Genomic DNA, 477 nt, shown 5'->3' with positions numbered 1-477 from the left:
AAAACAGTCAGCGAAATGATCGCGAAATTGGAAGATTACGTCAACTCTCACATACAATACAAGGAATCTTACGACAACTTCTACGATTGGATCCGCAATTGTAAGATCGAAATTCAACAATGTTCCGACTCGCACGGCGAGAAGGATTCCGTACAAAAGAAACTTAACAAAGTCAAGAAGATCATCGAAGCTTTACCTAAAGGAGAAGCATTATTGCAAAAAGCAATTAAGCTTAGCGAGGCAGCTCTTGAAACGACTGGTAACGAAGGCAAGGACAGCATTAATCAAGAGATTAAACAACTGAAGATCGAATGGGAGAACCTGCAACAGATTTGCAAGGACACCAAGAAGCTACTTGAAAAGTGTTTGTCCGCTTGGTTTGATTATTTGGAAACGTCGGAAAAGAAGAGCAAGTGGGTAAAAGAATATGATGGGAAGCTGAAGACTGTTGAAAAAGTGGATAAGATCACACCTGAA

At 40.3% G+C, this 477-nt stretch carries 1 protein-coding gene; it reads left to right on the top strand.

All coding sequences use genetic code 11. From position 1 onward, the window contains the following. Positions 1 to 15: 15 nt before the first annotated feature. Positions 16 to 477: hypothetical protein (locus F0U44_RS24280; protein ID WP_149730627.1), on the top strand; the 462-nt coding region annotated here is incomplete at its 3' end.

Origin of the sequence: Nocardioides humilatus (assembly GCF_008373755.1) — a bacterium.
Taxonomy (GTDB): Bacteria; Actinomycetota; Actinomycetes; order Propionibacteriales; family Nocardioidaceae; genus Nocardioides; species Nocardioides humilatus.
This window is presented reverse-complemented; position numbering and strand designations above follow the sequence as displayed.